We start from the raw sequence: 25,871 nt of genomic DNA, 5'->3' as shown, positions 1-25,871 counted from the left end.
CATCGCGATCCGTCGTAAGCGCGGCCTGTAGGCCGCGCTTACGACGCCACCGCCACCGCGACCGTCGCCAGCCCCGCGCCGAGCAGGGCGTACGCCCAGATCCGGTCCAGGTTGACCCAGGCGGTACGCAGGATGCTCAAGCCGACGACCTCGTACACGACAAGCGCCACCGCGCCGGCGACCCCGACCATGGCGACGGTGTGGACGGCCGTCGCGGCGGCACCGGCCCACAGCGACGCGCCCGCCGCCGCGGCCACGTGCTGATGGCCGGCCGGCGCCGGACCCGCCACCAGTACCGGCAGCAGCATCAGCCCGGCGCCGTGGATCGACGACATCAGGAACGACCACGATGCGAGCTGCGCCGCGGACAGCCGCATCCCGGCCCACCGGAAGTGGCGCTTCGACAGCGCCCGCCACAGTCCGTACGCAACCAGCACGGCACCCCCGCCGATCGCGACGAGCCGGGTCGCCAGCACCGACCGGAACACGCCGACCAGGCCGGCCACGATCAGCACCGAAGCCGCGTGGCCGGCCGCGATCGGCGCACACGCGCGCAGCAGCGCACTACGGCTGCGCTCCTGCAGGCCGATCGCGACCGCGAACAGCCAGCCCATGCCCGGGTTGAGCCCGTGGAAGGCGCCCAGCCCGGCGAGCGCGAGCCACTGCCAACCGGTCACGGATAGCAGTACGAGTCGGAGGACGCGTCGCCGCCCTGCAGCCGGACCTGGTGCACCCGGCGTCCGCGGAAGTCGTCACCGTGGGGGAAGAACCGCTCGTCGAGGGCGATGCCGCCGCCCGGGTCGGCATCCAGCTTGACCGCCCAGGCACCCACCCCGTCCGGGTAGAACTGGTCGTCCCAGGAGCCGTACAGCGAGTTGGTGACGTAGACCCGGCGACCGTCCCGGCTGATCTCGACCATCTGTGGGCCGCCGCGTAGCGGCTGGTCCGGCGCGGCCGGGTGCGGCACCTGACCGACGATGCCGCCGATGCGTACCGAGCCGGTCTTCACCGGCTTGAACGGGTCGCGCACGTCGTACTGGAGCAGCTCACCGGTCCCCCAGCACGACACGTACAGCGTCTTGTCGTCGACGGACAGGTCGATGTCGGTCACCAGCGGCGGGACCGCGCCGAACGGCTGCAGGATCGGCGGCAGCAGCGCCGGGTCGGCCGGCTCGGCCGGGATGTCGATCACCTTCGTGGCGGCCCATTCCTTGCCCGACCTGTGCCAGAGCCAGACCGACGCGGACAGGTCCTCGACGCTGACCACCACCCCGACGAACCCGTAGTCCTTGGTCGGGTCGTGTGCCGGCCGCAGCTCCAGGGCCATCTGGTACTGGTCGCCGAGGTCGACGGTCTGCTGGTGCCGGCGCTTGCGGAGATCCCAGAAGTGGATGGCGTGCCCGTACTTGCGACCCAGCAGCAGCTCGCCGACGAGCCCGTCCTCGACCATGGACGGGGTCCCCCACTCGCTCGTGACGAGCGTGTCGTGGCCGAGGTGCCACCAGGCGTCGTAGGCCAGGTACTGCGGGCCGCGGTCGATCTCCCACTGGCCGAGCACCTCGAATGAGGTGTGGTCGAGCAGCGCGATCCCGCCCGGCCCGTCGTTGCCGTTCGCGCCGCCGAGCGCCGAGACGTAGATGCCCTCCGGCCCACAGTGGATGGTGTGCGGACGCGAGTAGCCGGCGTGCTTGGCCAGCTCTTCGGGCTCCAGCACCTTGACGATCTCCGGCTGGCGCGGGTCGGCCTTGGTGTCGATGACGTAGATCCGCGAGGAGCGCAGGCCCGGGACGATCAGGTACCGCCGCTCGACGTGCGGGTGCGGCGCGTACGGGCAGAGCGCGCTGCTGCACGCGTTCCAGCCGAAGTGGTGCAGCTCGTCGCCGACGTAGGGCAGGTCCGTCCAGCCGACGACCTGCCCGTACGTGTGCGAGTCGGCGTCGGTGTCGAGCACCGCGATCGCGTCGGGCTTCTGCGCGGAGCGGTCGAAGGCGGCGAGGTAGGCCAGCTTCTCCGGCGGAGCGCTGACGGCCTGTCTCGGGGAGGGGTAGAAACTTGGGTCGGGCTTCCACAGCGTCATGGGGCCTCCTTGGCCAACCAGAGCCGATCGGGGCCTGTACTACGACCACCCTACGGCCGCGCGGGGATCTCGCGACAGTAAAAACCTATCAAATAAGTAGGTTAAGTCGTCAAGATCGGCGCCCGGCCGCTAACCCGCCGACATGACAGTCACCCGGCAGCCGCCGCGGCCACGATGGCGGCGCAGATGCGCTCGAGGTCGGCGTCCTCGGTGACGTACGGCGGCATCGTGTAGATCAGGTCCCGGAACGGGCGCAGCCACACGCCATTCGCCCCGGCCGCCCGGGTCGCGGCGGCGATGTCGACCTCGTGGTCGAGTTGGACGACCCCGATCGCGCCGAGTACGCGTACGTCGGCGACGCCGGGGACGCCCGAAGCCGGCGCCAGGCCCGCCCGCAGGCCGGCCTCGATGCGCTTCACGTTCGTCTTCCAGTCCCCGTGGGCCAGCAGGTCCAGCGAGGCGTTCGCCACGGCGCAGGCGAGCGGGTTGCCCATGAACGTCGGCCCGTGCGCCAGCACCGGTACGCTCCCCCGCGAGATCCCGTCGGCCACTTCGCTCGTACACAGGGTCGCCGCGAACGACAGGTACCCGCCGGAGATCGCCTTGCCGATGCACATGACGTCCGGGCTCACGCCGGCGTGGTCGGCGGCGAAGAGCTCCCCCGTACGCCCGAAGCCGGTGGCGATCTCATCGAAGATCAACAGCACCCCAGCGGCATCGCAAGCCTCCCGCAGCACCCGCAGGTACTCCGGCGAGTGGAACCGCATGCCCCCGGCACCCTGCACCACGGGCTCGACGATGACCGCGGCCAACTCGTCGGCGTGCTGTCCGATGAGGTCAGCGAGGCGCTGCGCGTACCCGGGGTCGAACTCGACCGGCGGGGCGTCGGCGAAGACCTGACGCGGCAGGACGCCCGTCCACAGGTGGTGCATGCCGCCCTCGGGGTCGCACACCGACATGGGGTGGAACGTGTCGCCGTGGTAGCCGCCGCGCCAGGTCAGCAGCCGCTGCTTGCCCGGGCGTCCGACCGAGCGCCAGTACTGCAGGCACATCTTCGCGGCGACCTCGACGGAGACCGAGCCGGAGTCGGCGAAGAAGACGTGCTCCAGGCCAGGTGGCGTCACCTCGACGAGGCGGGCGGCGAGCCGTATCGCCGGCTCGTGGGTGAGGCCGCCGAACATGACGTGGCTCATGCGGCCGAGCTGGTCGCGGACGGCCGCGTCGAGCACCGGGTGGGCGTACCCGTGGATGGCCGCCCACCACGAGGACATCCCGTCGACCAGTTCCCGGTGGCCTTCGAACGGCTCGGCCAGCCGCAGCCGGACCCCGGAAGCCGACTCGACGACCAGCGGGGTGGACGTGCCGGGCACGGGTGAGTACGGGTGCCACACGTGGGCGCGGTCCAAGGCGAGGAGCTCAGTTTGACGCACGCGGGAAGCCTAGACCTCGCCGATCCCACAGGTACGGTGACATCGAAGGCGCGAAGAGGGAGACGACAGTCGATGACCAGTAGCATTCGTCGGTACGCCTGCGCGCTGGCTGCCGCCGCCCTCATCGTGTCCGGGTGCATCGAGCCGGACTCCAGCACGAAAGCGGCGCCCGCCGACTCCGGCACCGCGGCTGCGGCCAAACCGTCGAGCCCGCAGATTCTGAACATCGTGGACGCCACCGGGAATCTGCAGTTGACCCAGGGGATCCTCGACAACTTCCAGAAGGAGCACCCGGAGGTCGTCTCGAAGATAGTCACCAGAACGGCAGCCCCGGCCGAGATAACGTCGGCGATCAAGGCGGAGCAGCACTCGGGACACCTCGGCGCCGATCTGGTGCTCGCCGGCACCGACACCCTCACCGCCGGTCTGGCGCAGGGCATCTGGCAAAAGGTCAGCCCACCCGAGGGCGTGTACACCGAGGACGCGGCGAAGATGCAGGAGTTGGCTCAGGGGCACGGCGTGGTCGTGACCGAGTACCCGGCCGGCCCGCTGTTCATGTACAACCCGAAGACCGTCCCGACCCCGCCGACCACCGCGGCGGAACTTCTCGCGTACGCGAAGGCGCACCCGGGGAAGGTCTCGTACGCCCAGCCGCGCAACTCCGGGCCGGCTCGCACCATGCTCATGGGCCTGCCCTACCTCCTCGGCGACCGTGATCCGAAGAACCCGGAGACCTGGCACCGGACGTGGGAGTTCCTGACCGAGATGACGCCCTACAACCCGCCGCACCCGGGCAGTACCGCGCAGACGATGACGGACCTCGCGAGCGGCACGGTGGACATCATCGCCGCCACGACCGGCTGGGACATCAACTCCCGCGCGCTCGGCACGGTGCCCGCGGAGATGAAGGTGGTTGCGCTCGGCGGCTTCCACTGGGTCATGGACGCGCACTACGCGGCGGTGCCGAATGGCATCGGCACGAACAAGCTGTCGGCGGTGCTCAACCTCATCCGGTACATGCTTCAGCCGAAGCAGCAGGCGATCACCTTCGACAACGGTTACTTCTACCCCGGCCCTGCGGTCAAGGGCGCGACGATCGACCTGGCGCCGACCGACAGCCAGGACGTCATCAGGAAGTTCGGGCGCCCGGAGTACGACAACCTGATCAGGAACTCTCCAAAGGAGACGCCGCTACCCGCCGACGCGCAGGCTCGGGCGTTCGACCTGTGGGACCGGATGGCGGCGTCGCTGGCGAAGAAATGATCAGACGGTACGCGTGACCGAGCGTGGCGGCCGGGCGGCGACAGGGTCTTGTCACTCAAAGTTACGGCTCGTGGCCCCCTCAGAGACCACCTTGTCCCCTGGTTAGACCGATTCCCGTGCCGAGTTACCCAAGACCCTTGTCACAATGCGTAACAGATCATAGGTTTCGATACGCGGTCAGTCGCCAGTCCGACCCTGGCGGCTGACCGCAGCACGAATCAGCCGATTCGGTCCGCGAAGCCTGACGCATAGGCCTCCGTGGCGCCCGACAACTGAATCGGCACGGGGGAAAGGGGGCGCCGGATTCGGCGCCCCCTTTGCGGCGCGAGGCGCCCGTTCAGCCCCCAGGAGGCGCCTGGCCGCAAATTTTCACTGAGTGAACCATTACTAATCGGACAAAACCCCACAGGACGCCGAGGTTCATCGACGAGAGTCCTCAAGTTCGCACCCCCGTCGCCGACCGGACGGGTGTCTCGCGTACGCGAGACGAGGCTACGGCAGAGGGTGCAGGACATGGACCGTGGTGACGATCTGAGCGACGCCCGCGCGGCGACGCTGTCACCAGCGCGCCCAGTCAGCGCACCGCCCGCACCGTGGCGGCGGTCGCCGGGGTCGACCCTGCTCGCCGCCTGCGCGTTCATCGCGCTCACCGCAATCACCTGGTACGTGCTGCGCCGGACGCACCCGTTCGGGCCGCCGATCCTCGGCTGGCTGCTGGTCCCCCTCGGCCCGACCCTTGCTCTTTTCGCCGCCCTGCAGGTCGCGCGTAACGCCGATCTCGCCCTACCGGCCCGCCGATTCTGGCGTCACGGCGCGGTAGCTATCGCTATCGCGCTCGTCGCACTGCCCAGCCTCGTGCACGACGCCCTGGCCGGTCCCGATGCCCCGTCCCACCGGATGGAGCCGATCACGATTGGACTGTTCGCGGCGGCGCTGGCCACGGTCATCTGGGCGCTGCTCCGACTGCCGGTCCACGCCCGGTCCCGCCGCGAATGGCTCACGGTCGGACTGGACCTCGGCATCATGGCCGTGGCAACCGGCCTCCTGCTCTGGTATTTCGGCGCCCACCAGGACGGTCGGCCCGCCGTCATCCACGACACCGTGACGTTGATGGTGATCGTCGTACTCACCCTCGGCGGTGTGCTGGCCAGCTTGAAGATCAACCTGACCGGCCCCGACGGCCTCGACCCGCGCGCCGCCTGGGCGCTGGGCGGCACCGGCCTGGTCACCGCCGTCCTTTTGATCAATTCTCCGGTCCTGCAGAGCCGCCCGGAACTGTCCGCCTTCATGGCGATCTACCCGCTGCTCTTCTGTGGCGTCGTCCTCGCCACGTGGCTCCAGCAGCGGCCTCCCGCCGGCGCCCGCCGTGCCGGCCGGCGCCGGCGCCATCGCTCGTTCAGCCTGCTCCCGTATGCGGCGATCACCGGCACGGACGCGCTGCTACTCATCACGGCGCGGCAGAGCCCCGGCGGCATCCAGCTCATGGTCGCCGGTTCGGTGGCGCTGACCGCCCTCGTGGTGATCCGCCAGATCATCGCGTTCCAGGACAACGCCCGGCTGCTGTCCCAGGTAGACGCCAGCATGCTCGAACTGCGCCGGCACGAGCAGCGCTTCCGGTCGCTGGTGCAGAACTCCGACGACGTCATCAGCATCATCGACGCGAACGGGCGCTTCACGTACATGACCCCTGGCTCGTACCGGGTGCTCGGCCACCAACCCGAGGAACTGGTCGGCGAGCGGGCCGACAGCGTCGTGAACCCCGACGACGTGGCCGCACTCAACGAGCTGCTCCGGCAGCTGCACCACGACCCCCGCCCCAGTCTGCGGGGCCAGGCCCGGATCCGGCACGCCGACGGTACGTGGCGTTGGATGGAGGTCACGTACACCAACCTGCTGCACGACCCGAGCGTGCAGGGGTTCGTCTGCAACGCCCGCGACGTGTCCGACACCCGGCGGTACCAGGACCAGCTCGCCTACCAGGCGTCCCACGACGAGCTGACCGGCCTGGCCAACCGGGCGCTGTTCACCACGCGTACCGAACGGGCCCTCGCCACGGCCGAACCGGGCACCGTCGCCGTGGTCCTGGTGGACCTGGACGACTTCAAGACCATCAACGACCGGCTCGGGCACCCGGTGGGCGATTCGCTACTCGTGGCCGTGGGCGCCCGGCTGCGCGCCTGCATCCGGCCGGACGACACCATCGCCCGCCTCGGCGGTGACGAGTTCGCGATCCTGCTCAACGACCTCCGCTCCGGCGAGAGCGGGCACGTCGCCGAGCGGATCATCGGAGCGCTGGGCGCATCGGTGAACGCGGCAAACCACGACCTGCTGATCCAGGCGAGCATCGGGCTGGCCGACAACGAGGCCGGAACGGACGCCGAGGACCTGCTGCGCCGGGCCGACATCGCCATGTACGCAGCCAAGGAGCTGGGCAAGAACCGGTACGTGCACTACGACGCCGACCTGGACGCCCGCGCGGTCGAGCACGCGCAACTGGCCGCCGACCTCAGCCACGCGCTGGAGCGCGACGAGCTGCACCTGCTCTACCAGCCCGTCGTCGACCTGCCCAGCGGCCAGGTGGTCGGAGTGGAGGCGCTGGTGCGCTGGAACCACCCCCGCGACGGGATGGTCTCGCCGATGCGGTTCATCCCGGTGGCAGAGCGCACCGGCCTGATCGTGCCGTTGGGCGAGTGGATCCTGCGGACCGCCTGCCAGCAGGCCGCCCAGTGGATCCGCGAATACGGCGCCGACGCGCTCAGCCGGATCAGCGTCAACGTCTCGGCCCGGCAACTGCTCGAGCCGACGCTTCCGCAGACGGTGGCGTCGGTCCTGGCCGAGACCGGCCTGGACCCGGCCCAGCTCACGGTCGAGATCACCGAGACGGCCGTGTTCGGCGGCGGTCGCGCCGCGGAGACGGTAGCCGCCATCCACGCGCTCGGTGTCAGCATCGCCCTCGACGACTTCGGCACCGGCCACTCCTCGCTCGGCCTGCTGCGCACCTGCCCGGTGGACGTGCTCAAGGTGGACAAGTCCTTCGTGGACGGCGTCACCGGAACGGTCGAGCAGGAGGCGATCGTCACGTCGATCATCGAGATCGCCCAGGCGCTGGGCCTGCACGCGATCGCCGAGGGTGTGGAGACCGGCGCTCAGGCCGACCGGCTGCACACGCTCGGGTACCGCCTCGCGCAGGGCTTCCACTTCGCCAAGCCGCTGCGCGCGACGGAGATCGAAAGCCTGATCACGTCGAACGGCGACGGGTGCGCCACGGCCGCTTGACCTGGCTCACATGTAGTTGCGCTACATGTAGGCGAGGCACTTAAATCTGAGCCGGGACCTCTCGCGCGCCCGGCCGGACTTTCGGCCCTGATCTTGGGCGCACGCTAGATCCGATGCTGCTTCCAGGCCCGTCTGGAAAGGATCCGCGCGTGGACGCACTGGACCTGGCACGATGGCAATTCGCCGTCACCACGGTGTACCACTTCCTGTTCGTACCGATCACCATCGGACTGTCGGCGCTCGTCGCGGTGCTGCAGACGGCCTGGGTACGCACCGGGAAGGAGCACTACCTCCGGGCCACCAAGTTCTGGGGCAAACTCTTCCTCATCAACTTCGCCATGGGTGTCGTCACCGGGATCGTGCAGGAGTTCCAGTTCGGAATGAACTGGAGCGAGTACTCCCGCTTCGTCGGCGACGTCTTCGGCGCGCCGCTCGCCATCGAGGGGCTGCTCGCGTTCTTCCTCGAGTCCACGTTCCTCGGGCTGTGGATCTTCGGGTGGGACCGGCTTCCCAAGAAGGCGCACCTCGCGAGCATCTGGCTCGCCTCGATCGGCACAATCCTGTCGGCGTACTTCATCCTCGCGGCGAACTCCTGGATGCAGCACCCCGTCGGGTACCGGATCAATCCAGCCACCAACCGGGCCGAACTGACCGACATCGTCGCCGTGCTCACCAACTCCACGACGCTCGTGGCGTTCCCACACACGATCGCCGCCGCGTTCCTGACCGCGGGCGTCCTGATGCTGTGCGTGTGCGGTTGGCACCTCATGCGCGGCAACGAGATCGGGGTGTTCCGCCCCAGCCTGCGCCTGGCGCTGTGGACCATCGTGATCTCCGGCGCGGCGGTGGCGATCAGCGGCGACGTCATGGGCCGGGTCATGACCGAGCAGCAGCCGATGAAGATGGCCGCCGCCGAGGCGCTGTACGAGACCTCCCAGCCCGCGTCGTTCTCGCTGTTCTCGATCGGCCCGCTGGACGGCAGCGCCGAGACGTTCGGGCTGCGCGTACCGCATGCCCTGTCGTTCCTGGCCACCGCCGATCCCAACGGCAAGGTCGAGGGGATCAACGACATCCAGCGCGAGTACGAGCAGCGCTTCGGCCCGGGCGACTACACACCGTACGTACCCGCCACGTACTGGTCGTTCCGCCTGATGATCGGCCTCGGCATGATCTCGGTACTGCTCGGCGTACTCGGGCTGTGGCTGACCCGCCGCGGTCGGATGCCCAGGGGCAAGCTGTTCTGGCGCGCGGCCGTCTGGTCGGTATCACTGCCGCTGCTCGCCAACTCGTTCGGCTGGATCTTCACCGAGATGGGTCGCCAGCCGTGGACGGTGTTCGGGGTGTTGAAGACGTCGAACAGCGTCTCCCCCACCGTCGGCATCGGCAGCGTCGTCACCTCGCTGGCCGTCTTCACGCTGCTCTACGGCGCCTTGGCCGTGGTGGAACTGTTCCTGCTGCTGCGCTACGCCAAGGCCGGACCGCCGGAGTTGCCGGTTCACGACCCGGACGCCGAGTCCGAGACCGAAGACCGCCCGCTCGCGTTCGCGTACTGATTCGGAGTGCGACCATGAACCTCAACGACGTGTGGTTCCTGCTCATCGCGGTGCTGTGGGCCGGCTACTTCCTCCTGGAGGGCTTCGACTTCGGCGTCGGCGTGCTCCTGCCGGTGCTCGGCCGGTCGGAAACCCAGCGGCGGGTCCTGCTCAACACCATCGGCCCGGTCTGGGACGGCAACGAGGTGTGGCTGATCGTCGCCGCTGGCGCCACGTTCGCCGCGTTCCCCGAGTGGTACGCGACCCTCTTCTCCGGCTTCTACCTGCCCCTCCTGCTGATCCTCGTCGCGCTCATCCTGCGCGGGGTGGCGTTCGAGTACCGGGGCAAGGTCGACAGCGACCGCTGGCGGCGCAACTGGGACCGGGCGATCGTGTTCGGCAGCCTCGTCCCGGCGGTGCTGTGGGGCGTCGCGTTCGGCAACATCGTCCGGGGAGTGGCGCTGAACGCCGACCACCACAACGTGGGCGGGTTTGTTGATCTCCTCAACCCGTACGCCCTACTCGGCGGCCTGACCACGCTCCTGCTGTTCGTGACGCACGGGGCGGTGTTCCTGGCGCTGAAGACGACCGGCCCCATTCGGGCGTCCGCGCGGGCGGTCGCGGGCGGGGTCGGCATCGCGGCCGTGGCAGCCGCAGGCGGGTTCCTGGCGTGGACCCAGATCCTGCGTGGGGACGCCATCACCGCCGGCACCGCCGTGGTCGCGGCAGCCACGCTGGTCGCCGCGCTGATCGCCAACCGGGCCGGGCGCGAAGGCTGGGCGTTCCTGGCCACCGCGGTCACGGTCCTCGCGGCCACGGCGACCCTGTTCCTCGCGCTGTACCCGAACGTGCTGCCGTCGACGCTCGACCCGGCGTACAGCCTGACGACCACGAACGCGGCCTCCAGCCCGTACACGTTAAGGATCATGACGTGGGTGGCGGTAGCGTTCACTCCCGTGGTACTGCTCTACCAAGGCTGGACGTACTGGGTGTTCCGCAAGCGCATCGGCGTCCAGCACATCCCGCCCGCGACGTCCGCACCTCCCCCGGCAGGCGCGGCGAGACCGTGAAACCGCTGGATCCGCGGCTGATCCGCTACGCCGGGGCGACCCGTTGGTACCTCACCGTCTGCGTCATCCTCGGCCTGGCCGTCGCCGGACTGATCGTGGCCCAGGCGACGCTGCTCGCCGGTGGCATCACCGCGATCTTCCTGCACGGGGCCGGCGTCAGCGCCCTGCGCGGCGCCCTGATCGCGCTGGGCGGCGTCGTCGTGGCCCGGGCGGTGCTGGCCTGGGCGCAAGAGGTGGCCGCCCACCGCGCGGCCGCGGCGGTCAAGACCCAACTCCGGGAACGGCTGCTGGGCCACCTGGTCCGCCTCGGCCCGGGCTGGCTGACCGGGCAACGACGTGGTGAGCTGACCACGCTCGCCACCCGAGGGGTCGACGCGCTCGACGGGTACTTCGCCCGCTACCTGCCTCAACTCGTCCTCGCCGCGGTCGTACCCGCGATCGTGCTCGCCTGGCTGCTCCCGGTCGACCTGCTGGCCACGGTGACGATCGCAGTCACGCTGCCGCTGATCCCGATCTTCCTGGCGCTCGTCGGGATCACCACCGAGGCCCGCAACCGGCGCAGTTTCCGGATGCTGACCCGGCTGGCCCATCACTTCCTCGACGTCATCGCCGGGCTGCCCACACTCAAGGTGTTCGGCCGGGCGAAGGCGCAGGCCGAGACGATCCGGCGGGTCAGCAACGAGCACCGGCGGGCCACGATGCGCACCCTTCGACTGGCGTTCCTGTCGTCGCTGGTGCTCGAACTGATCGCGACGATCTCCGTGGCCCTGGTCGCCGTGGCGGTCGGGCTGCGCCTGGTGGAAGGGCGGCTGGACCTGCGAACGGCCCTGCTGGTGCTGATCCTCGCGCCAGAGGCGTACCTGCCGCTACGCATGGTCGGCACCCACTTCCACGCCAGCACCGAGGGGCTCGCCGCTGCGGAGCAGGTCTTCTCGGTACTGGAGGAGGAGCCGCCGCCGCGCGGCACGCGTACCGACGTCCCGTCCGGCCCGATCGTGGTCTCCGGAGTTACCGTGCGCTACCCGGACCGGGCGGTTCCGGCTGTCGACGGGGTGGACCTGACCATCGCGCCCGGCGAGGTGGTGGCGTTGACCGGCCCGAGCGGCTGCGGCAAGTCGACGCTGCTGAACGTGCTGCTCGGGTTTGTTTTGCCGGACGCCGGGCGCGTTGCGGTCGGCAGCGTGGATCTTTCCGTGCTCGACCCGGACGCCTGGCGCCGGCACGTGGTGTGGATGTCGCAGCGGCCGTACCTGTTCCCCGGCACCGTCGCCGACAACATCCGGCTCGGCTGTCCCGATGCCCCTTCCGAGGCTGTGCGCTCGGCGGCCGAGGCAGCGCTGGCCTCCGACTTCCTGGACGCAGGAGTCGGTGAGGGCGGCGCGGGGCTGTCGGCCGGCCAGCGACAACGGGTGGCGCTGGCTCGGGCCTTCCTGTCGAATGCGCCCGTCGTCCTGCTCGACGAGCCGACCGCGAACCTGGACGGCGAGAGCGAGGCCGCCGTACTTGAAGGGGTCCGCCGGCTGGCCCGCGGCCGTACGGTCGTGCTGGTGGCGCACCGGCCCGCGCTGCTGACGCTCGCCGACCGGGTCGTACGCATGGAAGCCGGCCGGGTCGTCGAGGAGGTCCCGGCATGAGCGGCAACCGGTCCCTGCTCCTGAGCAGTGACCGGGGCAACCACCATCCAGTACTCCGACTGCTGCGCCTCGCCGCGCCGGAGGCGCCGCGCCTTGCGCTCGCCGTGCTCTTCGGGGTGCTCGCGGCCGGCAGCGCGATCGGCCTCACCGCGACCGCGGCGTGGCTGATCTCGCGCGCCGCCCAGCACCCACCCGTGCTCTACCTGACCGTGGCCATCGTGGCGGTACGCGCGTTCGGCATCGCCCGGGGAGTTTTCCGCTACGTCGAGCGGCTCGCCGGCCACGACGCCGCCTTCCGGGTCCTGACCCGGCTTCGGGTACGCGCCTACCAGCGGCTGGAGCGGCTGGCGCCCGCGTCGTGTGCGCCGCTGCGCGCCGGTGATCTGGTCAGCCGTTTCGTCGCCGACGTGGACACGGCCCTCGACGTACTCGTCCGGGTGGTCCTGCCCTACCTCGTCGCTGCGCTGGTCGGCGCGGCCGCGGCCGGTTTCGTCGGCGCCCTGCTGCCGTCGGCCGGGGTCGTACTCGCGGCCGGGCTGCTACTGGTGGCGGTCGGCGTACCGGTGGTCCAGCACGTCGCCGCTCGCCGGGCCGACCGGCGTACCGCGCCGCTGCGGGGAGAACTGTCCGCGGCCACCGTCGACCTGTTGCACGGCCTGCCCGATCTTGTCGCGTACGGGGCGGCGCGGCGGCGGCTGTCCGCCCTGGCCGAGATCGACGCCCGGCTGCGGAGGGCCACCGCCCGATCAGCTGCCGGGGTGGGGCTCGGCGCCGGCCTGGTGGCCCTGGCCGCCGGCGCCTGCGTCTGGGCCGGCCTCGCGCTGGGCGCGCACGCCGTACCCGCCGGCACGCTGAACGGTGTCCTGCTCGCCGTCGTCGTCCTGACCCCGATCGCGGTCTTCGACACCGTCTCGGGGCTGCCCGCCGCGGCGGCCCAACTGGCCGCCGCCCGCGCCGCGCTGGCCCGCGTCTTCGACCTGCTCGACCAGCCCGACCCGGTCTCCGAGCCGGCGACACCGGCGCCGCTGTCCGCGCCGGTGGATCGGCCCCGGCTGGAGGTGACTGGCCTGAGCGCCCGGTGGCCGGGCGGCCCCGACGTGCTCCACGACGTGGAGCTGACGCTGCCGCCGGGCCGCCGGGTCGCTGTCGTAGGGCGCAGCGGGTCCGGCAAGAGCACCCTCGCAGCGGTCCTCGTACGCTTCCTCGACCCTCACGCCGGCCGAGTGACCCTGGACGGCGTCGACACCCGCGACCTCGCCGGGGACGATGTCCGCGGGATCGTGGGGCTCCTCACCGACGACGCCCACCTGTTCGACACCACGATCGCCGAGAACCTCCGCATCGCCGACCGCGATGCGGACGAAGCCCGGCTCCGCACCGTACTCGCCGAGGCCCGGCTTCTCGGCTGGGTCGACTCGCTGCCGCAGGGGCTTGAGACGATGGTCGGCGAGCAGGGCTCCCGGCTGTCCGGCGGGCAGCGCCGGCGACTCGCGCTGGCCCGCGTCCTGCTGGCGGACTTCCCCATTCTGATCATGGATGAGCCGACCGAACATCTCGACGAGGAAACCGCCACCGCGCTGACCGCCGACCTTCTCGCCGCCACGCGCGGCCGGACGACGGTCCTGATCACGCACCGGCTGACCGGCCTGACCGAGGTCGACGAGATCGCCGTGATCGACGGTGGCCGGATCGTGCAGCGTGGCAGCCACGACGCGCTCGTCGCCGTCGACGGCCCGTACCGCCGGATGTGGCGCTCCCGGCCGTAAGCGCCGCCCCCCGTACGCCAAGATCCCCCGTACGCCAAGATCCCCCGTACGCCAAGATCCTCCGTGCGCCAAGATCCTCCGTACGCCAAGATCCTCCGTACGCCAAGATCCCCCGTACGCCAAGATCCCCCGTACGCCAAGATCCCCGCAGTTTGGGCGAAGTTGCTGCTATCTCGGGGACGGGAGACAGCAGTTTTACCCAAACTGCGGGGATCTCGACGGAGGTCAGCGCCTACTTGGCTCCACCCTGCGGCCGCCGGCGCCGCTGGCTGCTACGCGCGGCCGGCTGGGCCGACTGCTCCTGCTGCTCCTGCTGGGCCGGCTCCGGGACGGCGATGACCTGCGTACGCTCGAGGTCCTCCCCCTCGTCCGCCGCCGGCACCGTGATGCGCTGGGTCTCCTCGGCGTCCTGCGCGGAGCCGGTGGGCGCGCCCCGCAGCTTGGTCACGTCGATGGCCACGGTCGGCTCGTCGGACGGCGGCGCCTGCGGCAACGTACCGGCCTCGGCCGCCGCGCGTTGCGCCGCCGCCTGCTCGGCGCGCTCCCGCGCGGTCCGGGGCGGGCTCGTGCGCTTCTTCTCCGCCTCTGCCTCGGCCTTCTCCCGGGCCGCGCGCTCCTCGGCCTCCCGGCGAGCCGCCGCCTCCCGCTCCTCGGCCTCCGCCTTCTCCCGGGCCGCCCGCTCCTCGGCCTCCCGGCGAGCCGCCGCCTCCCGGCGAGCCGCCGCCTCCCGCTCCTCGGCCTCCGCCTTCTCCCGGGCCGCCCGCTCCTCGGCCTCCCGGCGAGCCGCCGCCTCCCGGCGAGCCGCCGCCTCCCGCTCCTCGGCCTCGGCCTTCTCCCGGGCCGCACGCTCCTCGGCCTCCCGGCGAGCCGCGGCCTCCCGCTCGGCCGCCGCCCGAGCCTCGGCCTCCGCCTTCTCCCGGGCCGCCCGCTCCTCGGCCTCCCGGCGAGCCGCCGCCTCCCGCTCAGCCGCCTCGCGACGCGCGGTTTCCCGCTCCTCGGCGGCGACGCGAAGCTGCTGGCGTACCTGCGGCACTTCCCGCTCGGCCCGGTTCAGCCAGGACTCCCAGCGGCTCTGCATGGGGCGGACCAGGCCGCCTCCGACGCCGACGACAAGGATTCCGCCGATGGTGGCGAGGATGGTGATCAGCACCGGGGTCGTCACCGACGTGGCCACGCCGATCTGGTCGAGCGCGGCGATCATCCCGATCCCGATGATGAACGCGCTGGCGACGCGGGCCAGGAGCCGCCCATACGACAAGCTGCCGAGCGCGCCAGTGATCACGTTGCGCACGCCGGAGGCGATGGCCGCGGCGACCACGATGATGATGATCGCGACGAACGCCCGCGGCAGCCAGGCCACGATGCCGGCGATCAGGGCGGATACCGGGTTGGGTCCCCAGATGCCGAACGCCAGCTGCAGCGTGAAGAGCAGCACCGCGTAGTAGACGATCGTGGTCATGAGCGTGCGGGCGTCGTACCGGGTGTAGCCCAGCACCCGCCCCAACCCGCCGCGCTCCACAGCCTGGTCGAACCCGACGCGCCGCAGCAGGCGACTCGCGCCGGCCCGCAGCAGCCGAGCGGCGAGCCAGCCCAGCACCAGGATTATCACAAACAAGATCAACTTTGGTACGAAAAGAGCGACGTCACCAAGCGCATCCTGGACCGGTCCGGCCGCCAGAGCCCTCACAGCTCCACCTCCCACATCAGTTCGCCTCGACCGTGCCGTACCCAAGCCGTCGATCAATGACACGCCCGGCATGATCGCCCACACGGGAACATTCAACTCGCAGAGGCTGTTATGTAACACGTCGGTGTGATGAGAGTCCCCCGGGCTACAACTACTGCCTTCGCGGAATACCGTTCGGCTGGAGCCGCGATGAGCCACTCGCCGAGAGGCGACCTGCACACCGACCCAAGCTTCGACCACCCAGTCAAGTCGGGAACATTCGGCCGGTACGGGTGGTTATGCAAGACGTCGGTGTGCTGAGTGTCCCCTGGGCTACACCCTTTGCCTTCACGGAATACCGTTCGGCCGGAGCCGTGCTGCGCCACTCGCCGAGAGGCGACCTGCACACCGACCCAAGCTTCGACCACCCAGTCAAGTCGGGAACATTCGACCGGTACGGGTGGTTATGCAAGACGTCGGTGTGATGAGAGTCCCCCGGGCTACAACTACTGCCTTCACGGAATACCGTTCGGCCGGAGCCGTGCTGCGCCACTCGCCGAGAGGCGACCTGCACACCGACCCAAGCTTCGACCACCCAGTCAAGTCGGGAACATTCGGCCGGTACGGGTGGTTATGCAAGACGTCGGTGTGCTGAGTGTCCCCTGGGCTACACCCTTTGCCTTCACGGAATACCGTTCGGCTGGAGCCGTGCTGCGCCACTCGCCGAGAGGCGACCTGCACACCGACCCAAGCTTCGATCACCTCGTCAAGTCGGGAACATTCGACTGGTACGGGTGGTTATGCAAGACGTCGGTGTGCTGAGTGTCCCCCGGGCTACAACTACTGCCTTCGCGGAATACCGTCCGGCTGGAGCCGCGATGAGCCACTCGCCGAGAGGCGACCTGCACACCGACCTTAACGTCACGCCCCCGTGGTCCCACCGACCGCGGGGGCGCTTCGTGCATCTAGATGATCAAGTTTTCCCGCTGGTCACCAACTCAGTGGGAGATTCAGCTAGGTTGGTGATACCGCCCTGACTGGGAGAGGATCCCTGCATGCGTGCTGGAGTCGACCGTACGGACAGGCGGGCTACCGCCGAACGGTGGGGCCTGCCCGCGTGACCATCCGGGACACGACGACGTCGCCCCGCGACGAGCTGTCACACCTCGACCGGCTCAGGCGGCCGTCGCGGACCGGCCCGACGGACCGGCTGCGGGTCCTGCTCGTCGAAGACGATCCCGGTGACGCCTTCCTCGTACAGGAGCTGCTGGTCGAGGCGGGAGCGCCGGTCGACTTGGAGGTCGCCACCAGCGTGGCCCGGGCGCGGCCGCTGCTGCGGTACGTCGACTGTGTGCTGCTCGACCTGGGGCTCCCCGACGCCAGCGGCCTCGACGGCCTGCGCGACCTGCTCGAAGACGCCGGAAGCGCCGCGGTGTGCGTACTCACCGGTCTTGAGGACGAGCACCTCGGCGTCGCAGCGGTCGGTGAGGGCGCCCAGGACTATCTGATCAAGGGCCGGGTCGATGGCGTACTGCTGAGCCGTGCCCTGCGTTACGCGGTGGAGCGGAAACGGGCCGACGAGAACGCCCGACGGCTGCGCGAGGCCGAACTGCGGCAGGCCGAGTCGGCGCGCCTGGAGCGCGGCCTGCTCCCCCAGCCGCTCATTGACCCCACCACGGCCGGGCTCGTCTCCTTCTACCGGCCGGGCCGTCACCGTGCCCTGCTCGGCGGCGACTTCTACGACGTGGTCGAGGTCAGCCCGGGACGGCTACAGCTGCTCGTGGGCGACGTGTGCGGCCACGGCGTGGACGAGGCGGCGCTCGGCGTCACGCTGCGGGTGGCCTGGCGGGCGCTGGTCCTGGCCAGCGTGCCGGACGACGCCGTCCTCCCGGCGCTGGAGCAGGTGCTCGTCAGTGAGCGCCGGTCCGACGAGCTCTTCGCGACGGTGGCGATGGTGACCGTCGACGTGCCGGCCGCCCGTGCGACGGTCCGCCTCGCCGGTCACCCACCACCCGTGCTGCTGACCGGTGGCCGCGCCCTGCCGTGTGAGGTCGACCCGGGCCTGGTGCTCGGGGTGCTGCCCGGCACGCCGTGCCCCGCCGTCGACGTCGACCTACCCGGCTCCGACTGGGGGCTGTTGACCTACACCGACGGGCTCATCGAAGGGCTGGGCGGCAGCGACCGCGACCGGCTCGGCATCGACGGGCTGTGCGCGCTGCTCAAGGATTACCGCGAGAGCGTCGCGGGCCCGTACGAACTGCCGCGCTGGCTGGTGGGCCAGGCCGAGCTGCGAAACGGCGAGCCGCTGGCCGACGACGTGGCGATGCTGCTGCTCAACGCGGCGGGTGAGAAATGGTGAAATGGACCCTGGGCCGGCGGATCACGGCCCTCTGCGCGGTCGTCGGACTCCTGCTCACCCTCATCGCGATGGCCACTGCCAGCACCGCGGTGGCCAGCCGGGAACGCGCCAGAACCCTGATGGAACAGGTCGGTCCGCTCCGGACCGACTCCGGCCATCTGCTCACCGTCCTGGTCGATCAGCAGACCGCGGTACGCGGATACGCACTGATCGGCTCCGACAACGTCCTGACCCCGTATCACGACGGGGTGGCCGAAGAGAAACGCCTGATCACGGAGATGCGCGGTCTGACGCGTGACCCCGCCGTCCTCGCGCGCCTGTCTGAGCTGGAAGCGCGGGCCGCCGCGTGGCGGACCGACATCGCCGAGCGGGCGATCTCGGCCACCCGGGCCGGCCGAGCCGGTGACGCCCAGGCGATCCTCTCCACCGCGGGCGGGTCCCGGTTCGACGAGGTCCGGGCGTCCGCCACCGCGCTGCGGGATCGGACCAGTGTCCTCCGGGACGCGGCGACCGAGCAGACCCGCGGCGCGCTCCGCCTGCTCGTCGCGCTTCTCGTGCTGGCCGTGATCGTGGTGGTCGTCGCCGGTCTGGCCGTCACGCTGCTGCTGCGACGGCTCGTCATCAGCCCGGTCGTCAACCTGGCTGGAGAAGTGCGCCGGGTGGCCCGCGGCGAGTACGAGCGGAAGATCGAGGTCGAGGGGCCACCGGAGGTCGTCCGGCTGGCCGAGGACATCAATGCCATGCGTCAGCAGATCCTGGCCGACCTCGGCACCGTACGCCAGGCGCACCTGCAACTCGAGGAGGCCAACCGGCTGCTCGAGCAGCAGGCCGAGGAGCTGAGCCGCTCCAACCGGGACCTCGAGCAGTTCGCGTACGTGGCCTCGCACGACCTGCAGGAGCCGCTGCGCAAGGTGGCGAGCTTCTGCCAGCTGCTGCAGCGCCGGTACGCCGGCCAGCTCGACGAGCGGGCCGACCAGTACATCGCGTTCGCGGTGGACGGCGCGCAGCGTATGCAGCGGCTCATCAACGACCTCCTCGCGTTCTCCCGGATCGGGCGAATGACGAGCGGGTTCACCGAGGTGGACCTGGACCGGGTCGTAGCGGACGCGGCCGCCCAGCTCAGCTGGCGGGCCGAGCAGGTCGACGGCGCGATCACGTGGTCCGACCTGCCAACGGTGCGCGGTGAGGAGCCGCTGCTGTCCGCGCTGTTCACCAACCTGATCAGCAACTCGTTCAAGTTCCGCCACCCTGATCGGGCGCCGGAGGTCCGGGTCAGCGCCGAGCGCGTGGGCGACGAGTGGCACATCTCGGTCGCCGACAACGGCATCGGCGTCGAGCCGGCGTACGCCGACAAGATCTTCGTCATCTTCCAGCGGCTGCACCCGAAGAACGAGTACCCGGGCACCGGGATCGGGCTCGCGATCGCAAAGAAGATCATCGAGTACCATGGCGGCCGCATCTGGCTGGACACGGAGGCCCGGGAGGGCACTGTGATCCGGATCGTCCTGCCGGCCGTCGTTCCCGCGGACCCGCTCCAGCCGGAACACGCGCCCACTGATTTGCCAGCCGTTTTGCCAGCCGCCCCCGACCAGCCGGCGCTGATCCCGGCCGCCGCCGACGGCGCTCGAACCGAGGAGACCGGGTCATGACCGACGCCCTGTACGCCGCCCCCGCGCCCATGCCGATCGAGGTGCTGCTCGTGGAGGACGACCCGGGCGACGTCCTCATGACGAAGGAGGCGTTCGAGGAGCACAAGGTCCGCAACAACCTCAGCGTCGTCAACGACGGCGCCGAGGCGATCGCGTACCTGCGACGGGAAGGCGCGTACGCCGACGCGGCGCGCCCGGATCTGATCCTGCTCGACCTCAACCTGCCCAAGCGGGACGGCCGGGAGGTGCTGGCCGAGATCAAGAACGATCCGGCCCTGCGCCAGATCCCGGTGGTCGTCCTGACCACGTCGCAGGCCGACGAGGACATCGTCCGCAGCTACCAGTTGCACGCGAACGCGTACGTGACCAAGCCGGTCGACTTCGACCGCTTCATCGAGGTCGTACGCCAGATCGACGACTTCTTCGTCAGCGTCGTGAAGCTACCGCCGCGCGGCTGACCGCCCCAGGTTGGCCAGCAGCAGCGCCTCGGCCAGGCAGACCCGGCGGAACTCGCCCAGGTGCAGGCTCTCGTTGGGCCCGTGCGCCCGCGAGTCGGGATCCTCGACGCCGGTGACCAGGACCTCCGCGTCCGGGAACATCTCCTGGAACGTCGCGATGAACGGGATCGACCCGCCGATTCCCATGTCGATGGGCGCGGTCCCGTCCCACGCGGCCGCGAACGCCGCCCGCGCCACCTCGTAGGCCGGGCCGGACGTGTCGATGACGCACGGCTCGCCGCCCTGCTCCAGCGTCACGGTCACGCGTGCGCCCCACGGCGCGTGCCGCTCCAGGTGCGCGGTGAGCGCCTCGTACGCCGACTTCCAATTGTCGCCGGGCGCGATGCGTACGCTCAGCTTGGCCTTTGCCGCGGGTACCAGCGCGTTGGGCGCCTCCGCCGTCGGCGGCGCGTCGATACCGAGCACCGAGATCGAGGGCTTGACCCACAGTCGCTCGACCAGCCGGCCGGTGCCGATCAGCTCGACCCCGTCGAGGACGCCGGCCTCCTCGCGGAACCGGTCCTCCGGGTAGTCCAGCGGCGCGGCGAACCCGCGGACGAGCCCGTCGACGGCGACGTCACCGTGCTCGTTGTGCAGCGTGGCGAGCAGCCGGGACAGCGTCGTCAGGGCGTCGGGTACGGCGCCGCCGAACATGCCGCTGTGCACGGCGTGGTCAAGCGTGCGCACCTCGACAAACGCGTTGACGATGCCGCGCAGCCCGGTGGTGAACGCGGGCTGGCCGATGTCCCAGTTCGCCGAGTCGGCGATCACGATCACGTCGGAGGCCAGCTCGTCGCGGTACTCGCGCAGCAGCGTGTCGAGGGATTCGGAGCCGTACTCCTCCTCGCCCTCGACGAAGACGACCACACCGACCGGCAGCGCGTCGCCCAACGCCCGCAGCGCGGCGACGTGCGCCATGACGCCGGCCTTGTCGTCGGCGGCACCCCGCGCGTACAGCCGGCCGTTCCGCTCCACCGGCTCGAACGGCTCGCTGCGCCACTGGCCGAGGTCACCGGGCGGCTGGACGTCGTGGTGGGCGTAGAGCAGCACGGTCGGTGCGCCGGGCGGGGCCGGCTTGCGGCCGATCACCGCCGGCTGACCCCCGGCGCGCACGATCTTGACATCGGGTAGCCCGGCGCCGCGCAGCAGCTCAGCGACCGCCTCGGCGGAGCGTTCGACGTGGCTGTGATCGAAGCCGTCGAACGCGATCCCCGGTATCCGGACCAGTCGTTCCAGATCCGCTTGTACCCCAGGCATTTCTCGGTCGATCGCGGCGCGCAGCTCGGTTTCGTTCATGTCCGCGATCGTATGCGCCCCCTGTCGGGCCGGCGCGGCTCAGGTCAGCGCGGCTCAGGTCAGCGCGGGTCACCAGGTTGATCATCTTGCCCCTCGTCCGGGTCGGTCGCCGCCGACCACGGGTCGGCGGTGCGCGACCCCTGGGTGCCGTTGGCCCTGCGCCGGCCCCCGCCGCCCATCCAGTCGCGGACCCGGCCCGCGCCGGTGCCGACCCAGTCGCCGGCGCCGTCGCCGAGGCGGCGCAGCAGCGACACCAGCGGATCCTGGGACCGGGCGAACGTCTCCCGGTACGAGTCCGCGGCCGACTTCACGTCTTCGCGTACCGACGAGGCGCGCGGGTCCTCGCGGCGCAGGTAGTCGCCGCCGAGGATCCGCTGGTACTCCCCCGAGTCGATCCAGTTGCGCAGCTCCGCCGCGCGGGCGACCGGCAGCGGGTGGGTCCGGTCAAGCACCATCCCAATCTTGATCATGCTGTCCCGCAGGTCACCGGCCCGGTCGTACTCGGCGGCCTGCTCCAGGAATGCGGTGACGTCCACTTCGGACAGGTCGCCACCGCCGGCGAGCTTCATGCTCAGGCGCAGGGACGCGTGCGTGTCCTGCCCGGCGAGCAGCCCGGCCCGGTCGGCGGACAGTTCGGCCTTGCGCCACCATTCGCGCAGGCCGGCGGAGATGGCCCGCAGCGCGAGCGAGCCCACCGGCAGCCAGGACAGCCGAGCGGCCCAGTCGTGCAGGATCATCGCCATGGTGCGGTAGACGGCGTGGCCACTGAGCAGGTGGCCGAGCTCATGGCCGAGCAGGCAGCGCAGCTCGGAGTCGTCGAGCAGTTCCAGCGAACCAGAGTTGATCACGATGAACGGCTTCGACATGCCGATGCACATGCCGTTGATCGAACGGTCGTACTGCACGTACAGCTCGGGTAGCTCGGCGATGTCGAGGGTCGCGGCCGCCTCGGCGAATAGCCGGTAGACCCGCGGGTACTGCCGATGGTCGACCCGGATGGCGCTGCCGAGGGCTTCCATCCGCAGGGCCCGCTCGTTCCACAGGCCGGAGAGTGCCTTGAGGACGTCGTCGAAGCCCCGCAGCTCGCGCAGCGCGGCGAGCGCGCCCCGGTCGGCCGGGTGCTCCCACGCCCGGGAGCTGATGCCGGTCAGGATCACACGCCTGCGCACCGGAGCCGTGCCGGTCGCCTCGTCGTCGCCGCTCATGGCCGATTCCTTCCCCGTGGCTATTGTTCCCCGGATCGTCCTCCTGCGGGCACCTGCCGCAAATACTCGTCGATCGGGTCAAGCGGCACGTCCGGTGCGCCATTGACCGGCAGGTCAGCGTGGTCGGCTGTTCGGTCGGCGGCGAAGTGCAGTTCTTCGTCCGCGAACCACCGCAGCAGCTGCGGTTCCAGTTTTTCGCCGTCGCGTTGGAGTGCCCGCGTCAGGCGAACCTCGCGCGGCGCGGTCACGAACACCGAGAGCGTGAGCTCCGGACGGATCACCGCCCGCGCGCAGGTCACTCCCTCGACGACGAGCGCGTCGGGAACGGGTACGGGTACCGGCTCGGCGAACCGGGCCGCGTGCCAGTCGTAGCGGCGGTAGCTCCCGGGCTGCCCGTTACGCAGCTTGTCGAGCACGTCGTGGTCGAAGCGGGGCCAGAACGTCACCATGTCGGCCCAGCCGTCGAGCAGATCGTCGGTGTGGATCTCCACGGTCGTCGCGCCAGCGTCTCGCAGCGCTCGGCCGAGACCGTCGGCGAAGGTCGACTTCCCGGAGCCCGATGGCCCGTCGACGGCGACGAGCCGGACCGGGCCGAGTTTCGCAGGTTTTGCAAGTACCTTGGCCGCCAGTTCGGCGAACTTCTCCGGCGGGTTCATGGCGCACCCGGCGGGATGAACGGGAGGCCGGCCCGCGGGCCGGCTTCGATGAGGTGCAGGAGCGCATCGGTGTCGAGGTGCTCCTCCACCAGGTCACCGAGCAGGTCCAGCCCGCGCTCGCGCAGCGCCGCGAAGTCGGTGTCCGGTGCGGCCACGAAGCCGTGCCGGCCCGCCAGCCGCGCAGCCTCCGACAGGAACGCCCGGCGGAAGTCGTCGGACTCGAAGGCGCCGTGCCAGTGCGTACCGAAGACGTTGCCGACGACTGTGCCCTCGCCTGCGGCGCCGGTGGTGATGAGCGGGGCGGCGCCGCCGCCTCTGGAGACGTACCCGTGGTGGATCTCGTACCCGTGCACCTCGGCCCCGAGCCCCCTGCCCCGCGGGCGGGCGAGGGTCTTCTGGGCGGCGAACGTGACCTCGATCGGCAGCAGCCCGAGCCCGGTGACGGTGCCCTTTCGGCTCTCGATGTCATCGCGGATGCGTTCGGCGAGCATCTGGTACCCGCCGCAGATGCCCAGCAGCGGCTTGCCGGCCTTCGCGTGCGCGGTGACCGCGTCGGCCAGGCCAGTCTCCCGCAGCCAGGCCAGGTCATCCACAGTGGACTTGCTGCCGGGGAGGACGACCAGGTCGGCGTCTGCCAACTCGGCCGGCTCGGTGGTGATGCGGACCCGTACGCCCGGTTCGGCGGCGAGCGCCTCGGCGTCGGTGGCGTTGGAGATGCGGGGCAGCCTCACCACCGCCACTTTGAGCCACTCGGTGCCGAGCGGCTGGGTCGGGCGGCCGAGGGTGCGGCCGTACGCGAGGGAGTCCTCGCCGTCGAGCCACAGATCGCTCTGCCAGGGCAGGACGCCGTAGACCGGGCGCCCGGTGAGCCGGTGCAGGTCGTCGAGGCCGGGCTGGAGCAGCGCCGGGTCGCCGCGGAACTTGTTGACCACGAACCCGGCCAGCAGCGCCTGATCCTCGGCGGAGAGCAGGGCGAGCGTGCCGTACAGCGCCGCGAACACGCCGCCCCGGTCGATGTCGCCGACGACGATCGTGGGCAGGTTGGCCGCTCTCGCCAGGCCCATGTTGACGAAGTCGCCGGCCCGCAGGTTGATCTCCGTCGGGCTGCCGGCGCCTTCGCACACGACCACGTCGTACTCGGCGCGCAGGTCGCTCAGGGTGTCGAGCACGGTCTGCCGCAACTGGTCGCGCATCGTGCGGTAGTTGACCGCGTCGACCTGGCCGACCGGCCGGCCGAGCAGGACGACCTGGCTGCTGCGGTCGGAGCCGGGCTTGAGCAGTACCGGATTGAACCGGACGCTCGGCGCGATCCGGCACGCGGCCGCCTGCATCGCCTGCGCCCGGCCGATCTCACCGCCCCGCCCCGCCTCGTCGATCACGACGGCCGAGTTGTTGGACATGTTCTGCGCCTTGAACGGGGCGACCTTCACCCCGCGCCGGACCAGCCACCGACAGATACCGGCGGTCACCAGGCTCTTGCCGGCGTCCGACGTGGTGCCGGCGACGAGCAGGCCGCCACTCATCGCTTCGTCCTCGCTTTCGTGACGGCAGCGACCACCGCGAGCGCGGTGGCTCCGGCGCTGACGAGGGCGGAGAGCCGAACTGCCCGGTGGATGTCCCCGGCGCTCGGTGCCCGACCGCGCCGGCCGAGTACGGGCCGGTCCTCGACGCGCCCCGCGTACACGTTGCGACCGCCCAGCCGTACCCCCAGCGCGCCGGCCATCGCCGCCTCACACTGGCCGGAGTTGGGGCTCGGATGCCGCCGCCCGTCGCGCGCCCACGTCCACAGCGCCCGCGCCGGGCTGCCGTCAACCAGTGGCGCCGCGGCGACGGTGAGCGCGGCCGTGATGCGTGCGGGCACCACGTTGGCGAGGTCGTCCAGGCGGGCCGCTGCTGTGCCGAACCGGGCGTACCGGGTCGAGCGGTGCCCCACCATCGCGTCGAGGGTGTTGACGACCCGGTACCCGACGAGCCCGGGCAGCCCGGCGACCGCTCCCCAGAAGAGCGCACCGACGGCGGCGTCGGACGTGTTCTCCGCGACCGACTCGACCGTGGCCCGGGCGAGTTCGGGCGCGTCCAGCGCGGACGGGTCGCGCCCGCACAGGTGCGGCAGGCGTTCCCGCGCGGCGGCAAGGTCGCCGCTGGCGAGCGCTTTTGCCATTTCGGTCCCCTCCCGTCGCAGTGACGTCGAGCCGAGCACCGTCCAGGTCGTCGCGGCCACGAGCACCGCCCGGGCCAGGGGGCGCCGCCAGGTCGCGACGCTGGCCGCCAGCGCCACGGCGGTCGGTACCCCGGCCGCTACCGCCACGTACCGCGCCCCCGCGGCCGTGGTCGGCGCGTACATCTGCCGTTCGAGAGCGCCTGCGGCCCGTCCGTATCCGGCGACCGGATGCCATCGCCGCGGGTCGCCCAACGCGGCATCGAGTAGCGCCCCGGCGAGCAGACCCGCTCCGGTGGCGACGGCGATCTTCACAGACACCCGTGCAGCGTAAGCT

General features: G+C 70.9%; 18 protein-coding genes. 9 read left to right on the top strand and 9 right to left on the bottom strand.

Features of this window, described 5'->3' with window-relative positions:
* Nucleotides 1-38 precede the first annotated feature (38 nt).
* The 3 genes from HC028_RS20005 to HC028_RS19995 form a co-directional block, all read right to left on the bottom strand.
* Nucleotides 39-677 carry a hypothetical protein gene (locus tag HC028_RS20005; RefSeq protein WP_168078896.1) on the bottom strand — a complete coding sequence of 213 codons (639 nt, stop codon included), beginning with the start codon at nucleotides 675-677 and terminating at the stop codon, nucleotides 39-41.
* A complete protein-coding gene (locus tag HC028_RS20000; protein ID WP_168078895.1) occupies nucleotides 674-2,077 on the bottom strand; it encodes a selenium-binding family protein in 1,404 nt (467 codons plus the stop codon). Before HC028_RS20000 ends, HC028_RS20005 begins: the two co-directional genes overlap by 4 nt.
* Before the next feature lie 149 nt (nucleotides 2,078-2,226).
* Nucleotides 2,227-3,507 carry an adenosylmethionine--8-amino-7-oxononanoate transaminase gene (locus HC028_RS19995; RefSeq protein WP_168078894.1) on the bottom strand — a complete coding sequence of 427 codons (1,281 nt, stop codon included), beginning with the start codon at nucleotides 3,505-3,507 and terminating at the stop codon, nucleotides 2,227-2,229.
* Between the two features lie 72 nt (nucleotides 3,508-3,579).
* Here HC028_RS19995 and HC028_RS19990 point away from each other — a divergent pair, with 72 nt between their 5' ends.
* From HC028_RS19990 to cydC, 6 genes are all read left to right on the top strand, one after another.
* The gene (locus HC028_RS19990) at nucleotides 3,580-4,770 is read left to right on the top strand and encodes an extracellular solute-binding protein (RefSeq protein WP_203981566.1); all 1,191 of its coding nucleotides are present in this window, start codon (nucleotides 3,580-3,582) and stop codon (nucleotides 4,768-4,770) included.
* Nucleotides 4,771-5,283: 513 nt separating this feature from the next.
* Nucleotides 5,284-8,046 (top strand): putative bifunctional diguanylate cyclase/phosphodiesterase, encoded by a 2,763-nt coding sequence (locus tag HC028_RS19985; protein ID WP_168078893.1) that lies wholly within the window; start codon nucleotides 5,284-5,286, stop codon nucleotides 8,044-8,046.
* A gap of 149 nt (nucleotides 8,047-8,195) precedes the next feature.
* Nucleotides 8,196-9,599 (top strand): cytochrome ubiquinol oxidase subunit I, encoded by a 1,404-nt coding sequence (locus HC028_RS19980; protein ID WP_168078892.1) that lies wholly within the window; start codon nucleotides 8,196-8,198, stop codon nucleotides 9,597-9,599.
* A gap of 14 nt (nucleotides 9,600-9,613) precedes the next feature.
* Nucleotides 9,614-10,648, top strand: coding sequence for a cytochrome d ubiquinol oxidase subunit II (gene cydB, locus HC028_RS19975; RefSeq protein WP_168078891.1), 1,035 nt, complete (start codon nucleotides 9,614-9,616; stop codon nucleotides 10,646-10,648).
* Nucleotides 10,645-12,282 (top strand): thiol reductant ABC exporter subunit CydD, encoded by a 1,638-nt coding sequence (gene cydD / locus HC028_RS27135; RefSeq protein ID WP_203981565.1) that lies wholly within the window; start codon nucleotides 10,645-10,647, stop codon nucleotides 12,280-12,282. Before cydB ends, cydD begins: the two co-directional genes overlap by 4 nt.
* Nucleotides 12,279-14,048, top strand: a complete 1,770-nt coding sequence (gene cydC, locus HC028_RS27130; protein ID WP_203981564.1) for a thiol reductant ABC exporter subunit CydC — start codon at nucleotides 12,279-12,281, stop codon at nucleotides 14,046-14,048. The genes cydD and cydC overlap by 4 nt, the downstream gene beginning before the upstream one ends.
* A 232-nt stretch (nucleotides 14,049-14,280) precedes the next feature.
* On the opposite strand, the gene HC028_RS28775 is transcribed toward cydC, so the two are convergent.
* On the bottom strand, nucleotides 14,281-15,669 hold the full coding sequence (locus HC028_RS28775) for a mechanosensitive ion channel family protein (RefSeq protein ID WP_420850189.1): 1,389 nt from the start codon (nucleotides 15,667-15,669) through the stop codon (nucleotides 14,281-14,283).
* 1,201 nt (nucleotides 15,670-16,870) lie between these two features.
* Between HC028_RS28775 and HC028_RS19960 the strand changes: the two genes are divergently transcribed.
* Genes HC028_RS19960 through HC028_RS19950 form a run of 3 tightly spaced genes read left to right on the top strand, consistent with a single transcriptional unit; the run spans nucleotide 16,871 to nucleotide 20,180 of the window.
* The gene (locus HC028_RS19960) at nucleotides 16,871-18,073 is read left to right on the top strand and encodes a PP2C family protein-serine/threonine phosphatase (protein ID WP_168078926.1); all 1,203 of its coding nucleotides are present in this window, start codon (nucleotides 16,871-16,873) and stop codon (nucleotides 18,071-18,073) included.
* Nucleotides 18,067-19,722, top strand: coding sequence for a sensor histidine kinase (locus HC028_RS19955; protein WP_168078890.1), 1,656 nt, complete (start codon nucleotides 18,067-18,069; stop codon nucleotides 19,720-19,722). Before HC028_RS19960 ends, HC028_RS19955 begins: the two co-directional genes overlap by 7 nt.
* Complete coding sequence (locus tag HC028_RS19950) at nucleotides 19,719-20,180, top strand: response regulator (protein ID WP_239075734.1); 462 nt, start codon at nucleotides 19,719-19,721, stop codon at nucleotides 20,178-20,180. Before HC028_RS19955 ends, HC028_RS19950 begins: the two co-directional genes overlap by 4 nt.
* On the opposite strand, the gene HC028_RS19945 is transcribed toward HC028_RS19950, so the two are convergent.
* Genes HC028_RS19945 through HC028_RS19925 form a run of 5 tightly spaced genes read right to left on the bottom strand, consistent with a single transcriptional unit; the run spans nucleotide 20,163 to nucleotide 25,843 of the window.
* Entirely contained in the window at nucleotides 20,163-21,515 is a 1,353-nt protein-coding gene (locus tag HC028_RS19945) for a dipeptidase (RefSeq protein WP_168078889.1), read from the bottom strand. The two genes, HC028_RS19950 and HC028_RS19945, sit on opposite strands and share 18 nt — an antisense overlap.
* Before the next feature lie 59 nt (nucleotides 21,516-21,574).
* On the bottom strand, nucleotides 21,575-22,720 hold the full coding sequence (locus HC028_RS19940; protein ID WP_168078888.1) for a M48 family metallopeptidase: 1,146 nt from the start codon (nucleotides 22,718-22,720) through the stop codon (nucleotides 21,575-21,577).
* 20 nt (nucleotides 22,721-22,740) lie between these two features.
* A complete protein-coding gene (locus HC028_RS19935) occupies nucleotides 22,741-23,376 on the bottom strand; it encodes a uridine kinase family protein (protein WP_168078887.1) in 636 nt (211 codons plus the stop codon).
* Nucleotides 23,373-24,899 carry a cobyric acid synthase gene (locus tag HC028_RS19930; protein WP_168078886.1) on the bottom strand — a complete coding sequence of 509 codons (1,527 nt, stop codon included), beginning with the start codon at nucleotides 24,897-24,899 and terminating at the stop codon, nucleotides 23,373-23,375. The genes HC028_RS19935 and HC028_RS19930 overlap by 4 nt, the downstream gene beginning before the upstream one ends.
* Entirely contained in the window at nucleotides 24,896-25,843 is a 948-nt protein-coding gene (locus HC028_RS19925) for a cobalamin biosynthesis protein (protein WP_168078924.1), read from the bottom strand. The genes HC028_RS19930 and HC028_RS19925 overlap by 4 nt, the downstream gene beginning before the upstream one ends.
* Between the last annotated feature and the right edge of the window lie 28 nt (nucleotides 25,844-25,871).

Origin of the sequence: Planosporangium flavigriseum, assembly GCF_011947225.1 — a bacterium.
GTDB lineage: Bacteria > Actinomycetota > Actinomycetes > Mycobacteriales > Micromonosporaceae > Planosporangium > Planosporangium flavigriseum.
This window is presented reverse-complemented; position numbering and strand designations above follow the sequence as displayed.